The following is a 13,336-nucleotide window of genomic DNA, read 5'->3' as shown; positions in this document are numbered from 1 at the left end:
CGCCATGGCAAAGGCACTCAACCAGCCCAGTACCGCGCTCCGCAATCTCGGCCTGAAGATTGTCGCCGTCGTACTGGCGCTTTTGCTCTGGTTTCATGCGGTCACCAATCGCGATTACGAAATCACGCTCGATTTCCGTCTCGACTACGTCGAGATGCCCGAGTCGCTGGCGATCGCGCAGCCCCCGCCCTCGACCATCGGCGCACGGGTTCGCGGCAACGGCAAGCGTCTGTTCGCCCTCTGGTGGCGCGGCGACCGCACGTGGCCGATTTCGATGTCTGAGGCGACGGTCGGCGAGTACCCGATCACGCTGGGGCACGAAGGCATGCCGCGGTTCGGCATCGAAGACATCGAGGTCGTCGACATCCTCCAGCGCGGCGAATGGGCGTTGCTGATCGACTCGGTCGGCAGCAAGACCGTCGGTGTCTACACGACAGAGCGTTTCGCCGCCGCCGAACAGTTCATCCCGGTCGGCCCGCTGACATTGACCCCCGACACCGTGCGCCTGCACGGGCCACGGTCGCAACTGGCGCAGATCGACTCGGTCGCTCTCACGGTGATCGGCAGCGCGGTCTGGGTTCGCAATATCGATGAACGCATCGCGGTTGCTCCGCTCCCGGTGTACAATGTGACCGTCGAGCCCGACTCGGTGGAGGCGACACGGCGCATCGAGCCATTTGTCATGCGGCAGTTCGACTCGCTCCCGGTCGCGGTTGTCGGGGTTCGTGATACGGCACTGAGCGTAACTCCCGCATGGGTCGCCGTCTCGATCGGCGGCCCCGATTCGTACATGTCGCAACTGCGCGCCGATTCGGTGCGGGTCTTCTATGCCGCCGGACGCGGCGATACCAGCGGGACACGCGGGGCGCTATGGGTCAATGTTTCCGCGCCCTTCGAGGTCTTGGAAGTCACGCCCGATTCCGTTACCGTGCAACGTCATGGCGCCACCGGGACCAGTCCTCGGAATTGAAACATCCTGCGATGAGACCGCCGCCGCGGTGATCGGACCCGACGGGGCGACCGAATCCAACGTCATCTACTCGCAGACGCTCCACGCCGCGTACGGCGGTGTCGTGCCCGAATTGGCGGCGCGCGAGCACGCGGGCCGTCTGCCGGGGGTGGTCGCGCGCGCGCTGAAGGAATCGGGGCGAAACTGGGACGATCTGGCCGGTATCGCCGTCACCGCCGGGCCGGGTTTGGTGGGGTGTTTGTTGGTGGGCGTTGCGTTCGCGCGTGCGGCGGCGCGCGTACGCGCTATCCCGCTCATGGCGGTCAATCATCTCGAAGGTCACGCGCATACGCCCGCAATGACCCAGGCGGACATCGTCTGTCCGCATCTTGTTCTCATTGCCTCCGGCGGGCATACGATGCTCGTCACGGTTCACGCACCAGGGCAGTTTCAGTGCATCGGCCGTACAGTCGATGACGCCGCCGGTGAAGCCCTCGACAAAGTCGGCAAACTTCTGGGATACGACTACCCCGCCGGCCCGCTGTTGGACCGCGAAGGGTACGATGGCAATCCCGTCGCCGTCCGGTTTCCCCGTGCGCGATTCGATGACCCGGAGTATAACTTCTCTTTTTCGGGGGTGAAAACCGCCGCCGCACTGGATTGGGCTGCTCGATCGGAAGGGCGGCTTCCTCCCGTCGACCGTACGGATTGGATCGCTTCGTTCGAGGCCGCGGTAGTCGGCGCGCTGTCTGACAATCTGTCGCGCGCGGCAGACGATCTGAACATTCAGACGGTCGGGCTGGCCGGGGGTGTCGCGCGCAATCGACGTTTGCGACGTATCGTGCAACGATGGGCCGATCAAACAGGCCGCAATGCCGTCATCCCCGCGCCCGAGTTGTGCGCCGATAATGCCGCCATGATTGCCGCCGTCGGGCGGTATCGCCTCAACGATGCCCCGATTCCACCGGAACGTGTCGATGCCGTGCCGGGATGGGAACTCGGAGAGCCATTGCCGCTGGCCGAGGACATGTGATGCGAACGCTCGATCGACACCTGTTTTCCGTCTCGCGCCAGGCGTACCGGCGACAGACGCGGACGCTGGTGCGATTGGCACTGGCTGAAGATGTCGGACCGGGCGATCTAACAACGGCCGCCCTCGCTTTCGGTCGCGAAACGGGAGGCGCCAGGATTATCGCCCGGCGAGCGGGCGTGCTCGACGGCTGCGATGCGGTCGCCGAGGTTTTTCGACAACTCGATCGACACGTGACAGTCAACTGGCGCAGGCGCGACGGTGAACGGTTTCGCCGAGGAGAATCGGTCGCAACTTTGGCCGGGCCGAGCACCGCGATTCTGACGGGGGAACGCACCGCGCTCAATTTTCTCTCTCATCTGTCCGGGATCGCCACCGCGACGCATGCGCTGGCGGCGAAGATTCCCCGCAACACCGCCCGCCTGTTGGACACGCGCAAAACGACGCCGGGATGGCGCTTGTTGGAAAAGCACGCCGCAAGGTCGGGCGGCGCGCTGAATCACCGGCTCGGACTCTACGACGCGGTGATGATCAAGGACAACCACATCGCGGCGGCGGGCGGATTGGCCGAAGCGATTCGGCGCGTGCTCTCCGCAAAGAGCCGTCGCATCGTCATCTGTGAGATCACTTCACACGCTCAGCTCGACATCGCTCTGCTCGCGGGTGTCGATTGGCTCTTGCTGGACAACTTCACGCCGGAGCGCCTCCGACAGGCGGTCAGACTGATCCGTGGCTTCGAGGCAGCCCACAAGGCGCGCGTCCGCATCGAAGCATCGGGCAACATCACCGCACGCAACATCGACCGAATGGCCCGTACCGGGGTCGATTTCATTTCGGTCGGCGCGATCACCCACTCCGCGCCCGCAGTCGACTTTTCGCTGGAGTGGATCGCCCTCAAAAGGGGACGTTCGGCTTGAACAATTCGGAGATCGCGCCGACGGCACGTTTGCAAATCGGCGTTATCGAATCACTGCACGCACGGCCGCTGACCACGCTGCAGCTCGTGGAGATTCTCGGCGCCGATGCGGACGTCCTGTCCGCCGCATTGCACGAACTCGCCGGGCACGGCTACGTCATTGCCCCCGATGCCGATGGCGCACTGCGACTGATTGCGCGTCCCGACCGCATGATCGACACAGAGATTCTCGCCGGTTTGCGGACGAAAATCTTCGCCAAAGGACTGCACTGTTATGCGAAGGTCCGTTCGACCAACACCCGCGCCGTCGAACTGGCCGACAGCGGAGCGCCCGAAGGAACGATTGTCGTCGCCGAAGAACAGACCGGCGGCAAGGGACGCCTGGGGCGCCAATGGTTTTCCGCCTCCGGATTGGGCATCTGGTCGTCGATAATCCTGCGCCCGTCGGGACTATTGCAGCGCGCGTCGGGGCTCTCGCTGCTGGCGGCATTGGCATTCGCCCAAACCGTCGAGCAGGAATTGAACCTCACGGTGGGACTGAAGTGGCCCAATGACGGACTGATCGACGGGAAGAAGGTTCTTGGTGTGCTGACTGAAGTGTCCGCCCTCAAGAGAAAACCTTCGACGGAAAACGATCTGGTCGAATATGCGGTCTGCGGGACCGGCATCAACGTGTCGCACACGGCCGAAGACTTTCCCGACGAGTTCCGTGCTCGGGCCATCTCGCTGGCCATGGCGCAGGGCAGGCCGGTCGACCGCATGGCACTCTACCGCGCCTTTTTGGAACACTTTGACGCGCTGTATATACGATTTCGCTCGGATGGCATCACACCGTTCCTCGCCGAATACAAACGCCGCTCTGTCCTCTTGGGTCAAGAAGTGGCTATCAAACAGGGCCATCACACGATCACGGGCACGGCGGTCGATCTTGATGACAATGGCGCGTTGATCGTGCGGAACGGTCAGCAGGACACTGTTGTCTTCTCCGGCGAAGCGACGCTCCGAACCTGATGGATGTCTCGGCGTTTGAGCTGCCCTTGCTTCTGTCCGGCGCCTGTGTCGCCGGGATCATTTCGGCGATCTGCGGTTTCGGCGGCGGGATTCTCTATCTGCCAATCGTGGTTGCCATCGTCGGGCCGCGCACGGCGGTGCCGCTCATCACGCTGGGACTGATCTTCTCAAATCTCTCGCGCGTGCTGCTGCTGTTCAAACACGTCAAGTGGCCGCTGACCTTCAAGTATTGCCTCGGCGCCATACCCGGAGCGATCCTGGGCGCGCTCATCTTTGTTCGTCTACCGACAGGATTGCTCACACGCAGTATCGGCGTTTTCCTCATTGCCTCAGTTTTTCTGCGGCGCTTCGAGCAGATGCAGGTGCGACCGTCACAGCATTGGATCTTCATCCCGCTGGGCGCGATTGTCGGCTTCTTTTCGGCGATCTGGGGGGCCATCGGCCCGGCGGCGGTGCCGTTTTTTCTGGCAACAGGACTAACCAAGGAGGCGTTTGTCGCTACCATCGCCTTCGGCGCTTTTGCCATGCATATAGCCAAGACGCTCAGTTACGGCGGATTAGGCCTGCTGCACCAATCCATGCTGCCCCTGGGTGCAGCGATCGCGGTGCTGATGATATTCGGCACCTGGATCGGCCACCGCATCCTGAAGCGCACAACCCCGCGCGTCTTCCTCACGCTGGTGGATGGACTGCTTATTGTGTTGGGGTTATTCTTCCTGCTGAAGTGAAATCAGCGATCAAAGAGTAGTACACTACCAAGCAAGTGTGATCGTGCCCAGCTTTCCATTGTAGACGAGCACTGTGTGTCTGAGAAAATCTCGGCCGATCAACGCCAAGATTCCCTGTTTGCCCAAGAGATGATCTGATGAAGTGACAACCTCGGGCTCAAACCAATTATTCATCAGTTCGGGGAAATACAAGCGGACTGCATAAGAAGGACGGATCTCGGGGGCGCCGACGCCAGCGACGCGAATAGCTCCTACAGGTTGAAGGGCTAGCTTTTGCGCGGCATCCTCATCAATTACGCAACCTGCGGCACCTGTATCCAAGAGTGCAGTTCCGACAACGGATTGAGGCAGAGGTGCCCCCTGTTTAGTGAGAGCATTCGCTACTTGCGGAGGTATACCGATCTCTACGTTCAACAGCGGCCCGAGGATGCTCATTCCATCAGACCAGGACACTCTCCCCTTTGCCCCGTCGAACCCAAATGACTTGTCAAACGTTGGCACGAAGAACACCCAATGTGAGGGCAGGGAATGTCAATACGGATTCGTCGCGCTCTACACGTTTGATGAGCATGGGAACATTCCCAAACAACTCAATGCCGCGCTCATAGGCGGCCTGAAATGAATCAAACGCGCCGTGCATTCGTGTGTTCTTGATCAGCACGTACTTGTGCTCAAAGTGCTCGAGCAACTCGAGCTTCTTAGATTCGAAGTATTCGAGTTCTTTTTGCAATTCACCCATAGGAATCAGTCCAAACCTCTATACGGCTCTATTCTACTATCGGCGACATGAAAGCAGGTTCCACTTGAAATATAACCTGTCATTTGGTTAAGTCAATCCGCGCAAGGCGTTTAGCAATTCGCGGGACTGGACTCCCCGATGATGCCCCACACCCTCGCCATTGATGTCGGCAACACGACGACCCACTTGGGTCTCTTCGCCGGCGAAGAGCTTGTCTATTCGTTTCGTCTCGCGTCGACTCATACACGCACCTTCGATGAAGCGGCGCTGCTGTTCAAACAGGTTTTCGCCGATGCGGGGATCAAACCCGACACGATCACCGGCAGCGTGGTCGGATCGGTCGTGCCGATGATGACACCGTTGATCGAAGAGGCGGTGACACGGCTGTGCGGGCGCAGGCCGATTATGGTGTCGCATCACTCCAAGCTGACGATCCGTCTCGATGTCCCCCGTCCCGAGCAGATCGGGGCCGACCGCATCGCTAACGCCGAGGGGTTTTGGGTCGAGCACGGGCAGGCGGGAATCGTGGTCGACTTCGGCACCGCCACGACCTTCGATGTCATTTCAACGGATGGCGCTTATATCGGAGGATCAATCGCTCCGGGGATCGAGACCTCGGGAAACCTGCTCGCCCAGAAAGCGGCGCAGCTATTCAAGGTGTCGATCGCGGAGCCCCCGTCGGTGATCGGGACCACGACTGAGGAAGCGCTCCGCTCGGGTCTCTTCTTTGGAGCGATCGGCTCGGTCGATGAGATCGTGCGACGGATCATGGCCCAATTAGGGGGCAAACCAAAAGTCATCGCCACTGGGGGATTGGCCGAGACCATCGCCGCCGGATCGATGGCCATTGAATCGGTCGATCCTGTTTTGACCCTCAAGGGGCTGCGGCACATTCTTCGCAACTCGATGGGCTGATCGCACAACGCTATATCTGACCATGAGATAGGCCGCAGCGGGCTGGGGCTGGCCCCCATATCGTTTGCACTGCAAAAGAATTTGCATCTTTACCATTGATTCGCGTATAATGGAGCAAACCTATTAGCACTCACTTGAGGTGAGTGCTAATAGTGCGCCCGTCTGACATTTTCGCAAATGGCTGCGGGCACAACAGACGCACCCACAGTTCTAACACGGTCTCACGACGAGACCACAGGAGGACGCAACATGGCAATCAATGTCAAACCGCTGGCCGACCGCGTGGTCATCCGCCCGCTGGAGACCGAGCAGGAAGTCAAGAAGGGCGGGATCATCATCCCCGACACCGCCAAAGAGAAGCCGCAGGAAGGCGAAGTCATCGAAATCGGCACCGGCCGCAAGACCGAAGAGGGCACGCTCATCCCGTTGGAAGTCAAAAAGGGCGACCGCGTGCTGTACGGAAAGTACTCCGGCACGGAAGTCACGATCAACCACGATGAGTTTTTGATCATGCGCGAGTCGGACATTCTCGCGGTCGTCAACTGACAGTCGCAACGTATCGGCGCCAAGCGCCGTCACCATACAGGAGGATGATTCATGTCAAAGATGCTGGAATACTCCAGTGCCGCCCGCGAGAAGATGAAACGCGGTGTCGACCAGTTGGCCAATGCCGTGCGCATCACACTCGGACCGAAGGGACGCAATGTCGTCATCGACAAGAAATTCGGAGCGCCGACGGTCACCAAAGACGGCGTGACCGTCGCCAAAGAAATCGAACTCGAGGACCACTTCGAGAACATGGGCGCGCAGATGGTCAAGGAGGTTGCTTCGAAGACCTCCGACGTCGCCGGTGACGGCACCACCACCGCGACCGTGCTGGCACAGGCGATCTACCGCGAGGGGCTGAAGAATGTCACCGCCGGCGCCAATCCAATGGCGTTGCAGCGCGGCATCCAGAAGGCGGTCAACGCGGTTGTCGCGCAGCTCAAGGCGCTGAAGATCGACGTCCCCTCCAAGAAAGAGTACGCTCAAGTCGCGACCATCTCCGCCAACAACGACCGCGAGATCGGCGATCTGATCGCCGACGCGATGGATAAAGTCGGCAAAGACGGCGTGATCACCGTCGAGGAAGCCAAATCGACCGACACAACGCTGGAGTTGGTCGAGGGGATGCAGTTTGATCGCGGCTATATCTCGCCGTACTTCGTCACCGACGCCGAGTCGATGGAAGCGGTCCTCGAGGAGCCGGTCATTCTGATCCACGACAAGAAGATCTCAACGATGAAAGACCTGCTCCCCCTGTTGGAGAAAGTCGCCCAGTTGGGCCGCCCCCTGTTGGTGATTGCCGAGGATGTCGAGGGCGAGGCGTTGGCCACGTTGGTGGTCAACAAGCTGCGCGGCACGCTGAAGGTCTGCGCGGTCAAGGCCCCCGGCTTTGGCGACCGGCGCAAGGCCATGCTCGAAGACATCGCCATTCTCACCGGCGGTCAGGTGGTTTCCGAGGAACTGGGCTTCAAGCTGGAGAACACGGTCCTCTCGCACCTCGGCAAAGCGGCGCGTGTGTCGATCGACAAGGACAATACGACCGTGGTCAAGGGCGCGGGCGCCGATGACAAGATCAAGGGCCGCATCAACCAGATCAAAAAGCAGATCGAAGAGACCACCTCCGATTACGACAAAGAGAAGCTGCAGGAGCGTCTGGCAAAGCTCTCCGGCGGTGTCGCGGTCATCAATGTCGGCGCGGCCACCGAAGTGGAGATGAAAGAGAAGAAGGCGCGCGTCGAGGATGCGCTCCATGCCACCCGCGCGGCGGCCGAGGAAGGAATAGTTCCGGGCGGCGGTGTCGCCTATTTGCGCTGCCTGGGGGCTTTGGAAGGTGTCAATGGCGGCGGCGAGGATGAAAGCATCGGCGTCAACATCATCCGCAAGTCGCTGGAAGCACCGATCCGGCTGATCTCCGAGAACGCCGGTGCCGAGGGCTCGATCGTGATCAACCGCGTCAAGGCGGAGAAGGGCAACTTCGGCTACAATGCCCAAACCGACACATATGAGGACCTCATGAAGGCGGGCGTCATCGACCCGACCAAGGTCGTGCGCAGCGCATTGGAGAATGCGGCGTCGATTGCCGGGTTGCTGCTGACCACCGAAGTGATGATCACCGACAAGCCCGATAAGAGAGACAAGGGCGGCATGCCCGGAGGCGGAATGCCGGGCGGCATGGGCGGCGGCTACGACGACTTCTAAGCCGACCGGAAAGCCATATCGAAGACAATCCCCGCGCCAGCAATGGCGCGGGGATTTTTGTCGTTAGAGTACGTTCACGTGAGTCGTTTGATCCGACATCAGATCGACAGACTGGTTGCAGGAGCCGAAATCATTCTCGATCCGCAGCTGCGGCGCACGATTTCCGTATCGAAAACTGACACATCTGCGTATCAAGCTCGATCAACTCCGCTCGCGGTGAGCGTAGACGAACCGCGCACACACGGACATTGTGTGCCAACCACGCTTCCTGGATGGGGAGGTGAATGCCCGATGAAAGCAAAGAAGACCACGACCAAGCGTCCGACCGGCAAGCCGAAGACCAAACCGGTCGCACCAAGCAAGACCACGCAGAGCGCAAAGGCCCGCACGGTCAAGAAGATCGGCGGCTAATCGCGACGATGGTTCGCAGTCCGCAAAAACAGAACCCCCGCGTCGATGGACGCGGGGGGGTTTTGTTTGTGATCGGTCAAGCGAACCAACTCAGGGCGGGCATGCCCCGCCGACACGCCACCACACCCCGACGAACACTCCGATTTGCGCAAACCCTGCGGATTAAACCCGCCCTACCGGATATCACACGCCGCCAACTCAAGGGAAATAGCAAGCTCAGGGTAAGTCCAGGGCTGAGAAATGTCCGATCCGCCCCTTAACACCCCCCAAATTCCGCTTGTGACCCCCGAAGACCTCACTTTATCTTTATGCTGGACGCTTACAGGCGCCCCGCAGCGCTCTCCGGCGGTGGGATGCCCCACTTCCTGCCGCAAACGATAAGGTGAAGATCGGGCTCTCGCGTGCCATGCGTGGCCCGGGCATGGTGGTTCAGTCAGGCCATGCAGTTGACAACACGCCATAAGGCGTTGTCCCTTGGGGCTTGGGCAACGGCCTTCCTGCTGGGTACGGCGGTCCCCGTTGTTGCTCAGGACGCGGGCCGCGCACCTTGGGGACAACAGACACCCACGGAGTACAGCCGCACCCGCCTCGGCGACGATCCGACGGCGGGCGCCTCGGTCAGTTTCGATCGGGGTCAGATAACTGTGGGCCCCGGTCTAAAGTTTACGTTCCAGCGGCACCGGCGGGTTCAAATTTTCCGGCACGACGCGTCATTTTTGGCCAACATCAAGATTCCGTACCATAAATCCGAGAAAATCGAGAAGGTCGAAGCCCACACGGTGACTCGGGACGGCCGGGTCGTCGATGTCGCCAGCCGCGTCTTCATCACCGAGGAAACCGGAGACTGGCGCGCCTTGGTCTTCGCCTTTCCCGAGGTCGCCCCCGGTTGCGTGATCGAGTACCGCTACGAACTCAGTTCGCGCAATTTTTACTACCTGCGTCCATGGGCCTTTCAGGATGTGGTTCCGACCGAGTACTCCGAATTGGCGGTGAGGTTGCCGGAGGGCTTTGAGTACACGGCGGTCGTCAACAACAGCGAGTTCGTGCGCGGACCCGACACCAGCGAGGTTATTTCGCTTGTCCACGGCAGCGGGACCGTGCGGCAGTTCCGTTGGCATGCAATCGATCTCGCGCCGCTGACCACCGAACCGTTGGTCGCCTCGATTCTCAACCATCGAACGCTGCTGGATTTCCAGGTCGTCCGCTTCAACGACGGCTCCAAGGTGATGGAGTTTGTCGACTCCTGGAATGATCTGGCCGATCAGGTCAAGCGCGCGTACAGCCGCGTCCTGGAGCCCAACCACAATTGGCCCCGCTGGGACAAGGTCGCGCCCCTGTTGTCAAGCCGGGAGTTGATCGAACGTATCTACGAATTTGTGCGTGATTCGGTCGCTGTCTCCGGTGCGGCCATCTCGGTCTACAACGGCGGCCTGCGGGATGCCGCTCGCGTCTTGTCCGACCGTCGCGGCAACGCGCTCGAGAAGAACCTGCTGTTTATCTCGCTATTGCGGTACCATGACATCGACGCCTGGCCGGTATTGATCTCGCGTCGCAGCCACCTGCGGTTCGACCAGCGCGACCACCGTCTCGAACAATTCGACCACGCCATTGTCTGCATTGAACACGACGGCGAGCAGATCTTCTGTGAGACCAACGTTCCCAATGCCTGGCTGGGATATCTCCCCCCCGATGATCAAGTGGATGCCGGAGTGGTCATCGGGTACCCGTCGCATCGAAAGGTTTTAATCGACCTTCCGGCCCCGCCGGTCGACAATTCCCGCATCGCCGACGGCTCGGTCACTCTGCGGGCGGACGGATCGGCGCACGGGACGCTCGAGTTGACGCTCGGCGGCCAAGCCGCCTTTGAACTGCTGTGCGCGCTCGCCGACCACGACACGGTCGGATACCTGCGCCGTGAATGGCTGCCCGACATCGCGCCGACCGCGATTGAAATCACTCGGAGCGGCAAGCACGGCTGGGCACCGATCCTGATGCGGGTCGAATTCGACTGGACGGGAGCCGCCACGGTCGACGCGGACCGATTGACGATCTTCCCCGGCACCATCCGTGCACTCGGCGAAAATCCGCTGATGACATCAGCCCGGCACTACCCGATCTCCTTCGAATCGGCGTGGACTGAGGAATGCCGGATGGTCTGGCATGTCCCCGATGGTTTTCGTCTCAACACGCCACCACCGCCGCACGATCTGATCGGCGATGGGTTTGTTTTCCGCTCCTCGATCGGCGTCGATGGCGACTCGATTACCGCGCGGCGGTTCTGGCGCGTCGAACGGCGTGACTTCGGCGCCAGGCAGTTCCCGGACTTGCGCAGCATGTTTAACACGGTCAGTCTCGCGCAGCATCGCATCATGGTCTTATCGGCCGAATAGGCACACGACCGCCGCCCCATCACCGATACGATTCACCCGTTTCTTCGATCCCCCAGTCATCTCTCCGGTGCGCGAATCGCACAGGACGGGCGTACATTCTGATGATGCGGTTCCTGATCTGCCGATTCTTCATCGTCGTGGTCTTGCCCCTGTTCGCGTCTGCGGCATCGGCCCAGCTTGGCGATTCCGCTGCCGTCTATGAACTCGATGAGTGGACCATTGACTGGACGCACCGGGACCGGCTGGAAGTCAGCGCCCACCGCATCATGCGCGTGAACCGTTCGGCGGGCGCCGACGTCGGACGAATCCGCATTTGGGACACGTTCTTTCAACGACTGCTGGAGTTTGAGGGACGCGTGCTCGACACGACGGGCACGGTCCTCTTTACGGTCGGCAAAGACGGTGTCCGCGCCATCGCCCCCTTTTCGGAGTTTCGTCTGTTTTCAGGCGACGTGGTTCGCGCGGTCGATCTGGTGGCGCCGCGCCCGCCGTACATCGTCGAGGCACGATGGACCGTGCGCATCAGCGACCCGTTTTTCTTTCCCGACTGGGTCTTAGGGGACCGCTGGCCGCGGCGAACCGCATCGTATTCGGTGGCCGTTCCGCATGGTGAGGAGATTCGCTATCGCGTGATGGATCCGGCACTCGTGCAGAGCATCGATCGTACGGCGCGCCGCGATGTGACGGTCTGGACATTGACCGACTGGTCGCCCTCTGCCGGCGCGATCGATCCCGACGATGCGACCGGCGCATTGCCCTTGTTGCACATCGCGCCCGCGCGATTCCGTGTCGAGGGCGTGCGCGGCGGCACCGCATCATGGGCTGAATTGGGTCGATGGTTTTGGGAGTTGTCGTCGGATCGACTGGAGCTGACCGACAAACAGAAGAAACAGGTCGAAGCGCATGTCGTCGATCTGGTCGGGAAGCGCGCGCGGGCGTCGGCGTTGAAAGAGTGGATATCCGAACAATGGCGCTATGTCGCCATCGAGGTCGGGCTGGGCGGCTGGCGCCCCAACAAAGCCCGCGATGTCTTCGTCAATCGTTACGGCGACTGCAAGGACATGGTGTACTTGTGGGTGGCAATGATGCGCCATCTCGGATTGGAGGCGCACCCGGCGCTGGTCCGCGCCCGCAATCCCAAACCGATCGTCTCGGACTTTCCGAAGGACTGGTTCGATCATGTCATCGGCATGGCTATCATCGGCGGCGACACATTGTGGGCCGATCCGTCGGATCCACGCTACCCACTGGGAACTTTGCCGCGCCGCTGCGAATCGCGTTGGGCGCTGGTCTTCGGCGAATTCGGCGGGGAGTTGGTACGCACCCCGGCGCTGGAAGCGCAGCAGAGCCGATTTACAGTGCACTGCGATGGATCGCTGCGCTCCAATGGCGATCTGGATTTCACCGCGCGCACAATTGCGGGGGGTCACTTTGCGCGGCGACTGCCGGTGCATGGCGAGTTGGATTTGAAGGCCGCCGTCGCGGTCATCCTGGGCATTGCGACACCGTCGGTCGATGGCTTCCTTGATTCACTCGATGTCATCGATGCCAACACCATTGCCGCCTACATGCAGGGGACGATACGCGGCTGGGCATTGGTCGGACCGCGACAGATTCAGTTACGCCCCAGCGTTGCCGGATGGGCCGCCAACGACACTCTGGCATCGCGTCCCGATCCCGGCGCGGCGGAGTTTCCGCGCGTGGTGGCGGAGACATTGATCGTGCGTTTTGCTCCCGGCTGGCAACCGGAGCTGTGGCCCATGGCCGATTCACTCTCGTTGCCTGAAGGATTCTTTGAAGAACCGATAATGCACACGTTTGGCGATGACGTCTTGACCGTCTATCGCACGCTCGAGTCACATGCAATCGGCCGCACCGACGAAGAACGCGCCGCTGCCGAACTGCTCGCCCGTCAATACCGCACCGCGAGGAATGCGGATTGGTTGTTTCGGCGGGTGGGGCAATAATACCGCAGTTGATCGCAAGGCCCGAATCCGGGCACT

Annotated in this window: 12 protein-coding genes; 10 read left to right on the top strand and 2 right to left on the bottom strand. The window is 61.0% G+C overall.

The window, feature by feature from the left end; genetic code table 11:
• The first annotated feature begins 4 nt into the window (after positions 1 to 4).
• Genes VGB22_00220 through VGB22_00200 form a run of 5 tightly spaced genes read left to right on the top strand, consistent with a single transcriptional unit; the run spans position 5 to position 4,634 of the window.
• Positions 5 to 970 (top strand): hypothetical protein, encoded by a 966-nt coding sequence (locus tag VGB22_00220; protein ID HEX9749703.1) that lies wholly within the window; start codon positions 5 to 7, stop codon positions 968 to 970.
• The gene (gene tsaD, locus VGB22_00215) at positions 939 to 1,982 is read left to right on the top strand and encodes a tRNA (adenosine(37)-N6)-threonylcarbamoyltransferase complex transferase subunit TsaD (GenBank protein ID HEX9749702.1); all 1,044 of its coding nucleotides are present in this window, start codon (positions 939 to 941) and stop codon (positions 1,980 to 1,982) included. The genes VGB22_00220 and tsaD overlap by 32 nt, the downstream gene beginning before the upstream one ends.
• On the top strand, positions 1,982 to 2,896 hold the full coding sequence (gene nadC, locus VGB22_00210; GenBank protein ID HEX9749701.1) for a carboxylating nicotinate-nucleotide diphosphorylase: 915 nt from the start codon (positions 1,982 to 1,984) through the stop codon (positions 2,894 to 2,896). Before tsaD ends, nadC begins: the two co-directional genes overlap by 1 nt.
• Complete coding sequence (locus VGB22_00205) at positions 2,893 to 3,906, top strand: biotin--[acetyl-CoA-carboxylase] ligase (protein ID HEX9749700.1); 1,014 nt, start codon at positions 2,893 to 2,895, stop codon at positions 3,904 to 3,906. Before nadC ends, VGB22_00205 begins: the two co-directional genes overlap by 4 nt.
• A complete protein-coding gene (locus VGB22_00200) occupies positions 3,906 to 4,634 on the top strand; it encodes a sulfite exporter TauE/SafE family protein (protein ID HEX9749699.1) in 729 nt (242 codons plus the stop codon). Before VGB22_00205 ends, VGB22_00200 begins: the two co-directional genes overlap by 1 nt.
• A 24-nt stretch (positions 4,635 to 4,658) precedes the next feature.
• Here the strand turns inward: VGB22_00200 and VGB22_00195 are convergent, their stop codons facing one another.
• Positions 4,659 to 5,069: a hypothetical protein gene (locus tag VGB22_00195; GenBank protein HEX9749698.1), complete on the bottom strand. Its 411-nt coding sequence runs from the start codon at positions 5,067 to 5,069 to the stop codon at positions 4,659 to 4,661.
• 52 nt (positions 5,070 to 5,121) lie between these two features.
• A complete protein-coding gene (locus VGB22_00190) occupies positions 5,122 to 5,373 on the bottom strand; it encodes a hypothetical protein (GenBank protein ID HEX9749697.1) in 252 nt (83 codons plus the stop codon).
• A gap of 138 nt (positions 5,374 to 5,511) precedes the next feature.
• Here VGB22_00190 and VGB22_00185 point away from each other — a divergent pair, with 138 nt between their 5' ends.
• From VGB22_00185 to VGB22_00165, 5 genes are all read left to right on the top strand, one after another.
• On the top strand, positions 5,512 to 6,288 hold the full coding sequence (locus VGB22_00185) for a type III pantothenate kinase (GenBank protein ID HEX9749696.1): 777 nt from the start codon (positions 5,512 to 5,514) through the stop codon (positions 6,286 to 6,288).
• A 249-nt stretch (positions 6,289 to 6,537) separates the two neighbouring features.
• The gene (gene groES, locus VGB22_00180) at positions 6,538 to 6,834 is read left to right on the top strand and encodes a co-chaperone GroES (GenBank protein ID HEX9749695.1); all 297 of its coding nucleotides are present in this window, start codon (positions 6,538 to 6,540) and stop codon (positions 6,832 to 6,834) included.
• A gap of 51 nt (positions 6,835 to 6,885) precedes the next feature.
• Positions 6,886 to 8,532, top strand: a complete 1,647-nt coding sequence (gene groL, locus VGB22_00175) for a chaperonin GroEL (protein ID HEX9749694.1) — start codon at positions 6,886 to 6,888, stop codon at positions 8,530 to 8,532.
• An 851-nt stretch (positions 8,533 to 9,383) separates the two neighbouring features.
• Positions 9,384 to 11,333 carry a DUF3857 domain-containing protein gene (locus VGB22_00170; GenBank protein HEX9749693.1) on the top strand — a complete coding sequence of 650 codons (1,950 nt, stop codon included), beginning with the start codon at positions 9,384 to 9,386 and terminating at the stop codon, positions 11,331 to 11,333.
• Between the two features lie 101 nt (positions 11,334 to 11,434).
• Positions 11,435 to 13,300: a DUF3857 and transglutaminase domain-containing protein gene (locus VGB22_00165; GenBank protein ID HEX9749692.1), complete on the top strand. Its 1,866-nt coding sequence runs from the start codon at positions 11,435 to 11,437 to the stop codon at positions 13,298 to 13,300.
• The last annotated feature ends 36 nt before the right edge of the window (positions 13,301 to 13,336 follow it).

Source organism: Candidatus Zixiibacteriota bacterium (assembly GCA_036397555.1).
GTDB lineage: Bacteria > Zixibacteria > MSB-5A5 > WJJR01 > WJJR01 > DATKYL01.
This window is presented reverse-complemented; position numbering and strand designations above follow the sequence as displayed.